The sequence below is a fragment of the Streptomyces sp. RP5T genome (assembly GCF_003933965.1).
Lineage (GTDB): Bacteria > Actinomycetota > Actinomycetes > Streptomycetales > Streptomycetaceae > Streptomyces.
In genome coordinates this window covers 1-1,156 of record NZ_RSAJ01001128.1, presented here as the reverse complement: position 1 = coordinate 1,156, position 1,156 = coordinate 1, and the positions used below count along the sequence as shown (strand labels likewise).

Annotated in this window: 2 protein-coding genes; both read right to left on the bottom strand. The window is 67.5% G+C overall.

The window, feature by feature from the left end; genetic code table 11:
* Nucleotides 1–118: 118 nt before the first annotated feature.
* Nucleotides 119–286, bottom strand: coding sequence for a hypothetical protein (locus EHS43_RS46970; RefSeq protein ID WP_185806684.1), 168 nt, complete (start codon nt 284–286; stop codon nt 119–121).
* 36 nt (nt 287–322) lie between these two features.
* On the bottom strand, nt 323–970 hold the full coding sequence (locus EHS43_RS44925) for a Uma2 family endonuclease (RefSeq protein WP_125196095.1): 648 nt from the start codon (nt 968–970) through the stop codon (nt 323–325).
* Nucleotides 971–1,156: the final 186 nt, after the last annotated feature.

Below are 1,156 nucleotides of genomic sequence, written 5' to 3'. Positions count from 1 at the left end.
CGCTTGAGGTCACCCTTCATCTCGTGCAGCTTGGCGTCCGGGGTGTCACCGGTGAGGGCGTCCCCGTGCTCGCCGAGGAGACGCAGGGCGCGTCCCAGGGCGGTGAGCTGGGCGTGGTTCATGGGGTGGCTCCGGGAATCTCGGGGCGGTCTCGGTCCTCGGTCTCCAGCAGCGCCATGAAGTCGTCGTGGGACAAAGCAGGTCCGGCCGGAGCCGCCATACGAGCCTGCACTTCGGCGATGTCGGCTTCGTCACGCGAGCGCTGTGGCTCTTCCGGCTCGCTCACGACTGTACACACACGGGGGTCCTTACCTTGGGCGGGTCAGTCGGCGTAGTCCTTGAGCTTCTCGGTGTCCAGGATGACGCCGACGGGTGCCGGGAGTTCGACCGCGGATCCGTACGGGTAGGCCGGGCTTTGCTGATACGTCCCGTTACGGGGGTCGCTGTACACGGTAAGCGCGTCGATGTCCCGGTCGACGAGCAGGTAGACAGGGATACCTGCTTCCGCGTACCCACGAACCTTGTCGACCCGGTCACGGCGGTCGGTGTCACGGTCGTGGGAGGTGACCTCGACAACCATGAGGACACCCTCCGGATCGGCCCAGTCCCCCTCCTGCGCGATGAAGTGGTCGAACGGTGCCAGCGCGCCGTCCGCGCAGGCGTGCCCCTTGCGGTACGCACCCACCCTGAGTCCTTGCTCGGGGTACAGGGCCAGATCGGGGCGCTCCTGCATGAACAGCCGGGTGAGCCACACGACGATGGCCCGGTGGCGCTGGTCGGGCACCGGCTTGACCTCTAGCTTTCCATCGATGAGTTCAAGATGGACACCCTTGGGGGCCCTGCGGGCAAGCTCCTCGAAGTCCTCGACCGAGATGCGATCGCCTTTGACGTACAGCCGCCCGTGGACGAGTTCGAGCTCCACGTTCTGCGGGGCCTTTCGGGCAAGCTCCTCGAAGTCCTCGCCGGACATCTGTGGACGCTCAGCAGTGCTGGGGGTCATGGCGTCGCCTCCTCCCCTCCATGGTGCCCCGGGGCGGTGGCGGCGGACCGTAGGAGCGGTCATACGGGCGCCCCTTCTTCTCGCTTCAGGGACATCGCGGCCCGGATCTCGTCGGCGCGGGCGCGGATCTCGGACGCGGTCGGCAGTGTGGTGGGG

Excerpts from the sequence above, each read along its gene's own strand:
- EHS43_RS44925 (WP_125196095.1), bottom strand. The coding sequence starts at position 970 with ATGTCCGGCGAGGACTTCGAGGAGCTTGCCCGAAAGGCCCCGCAGAAC.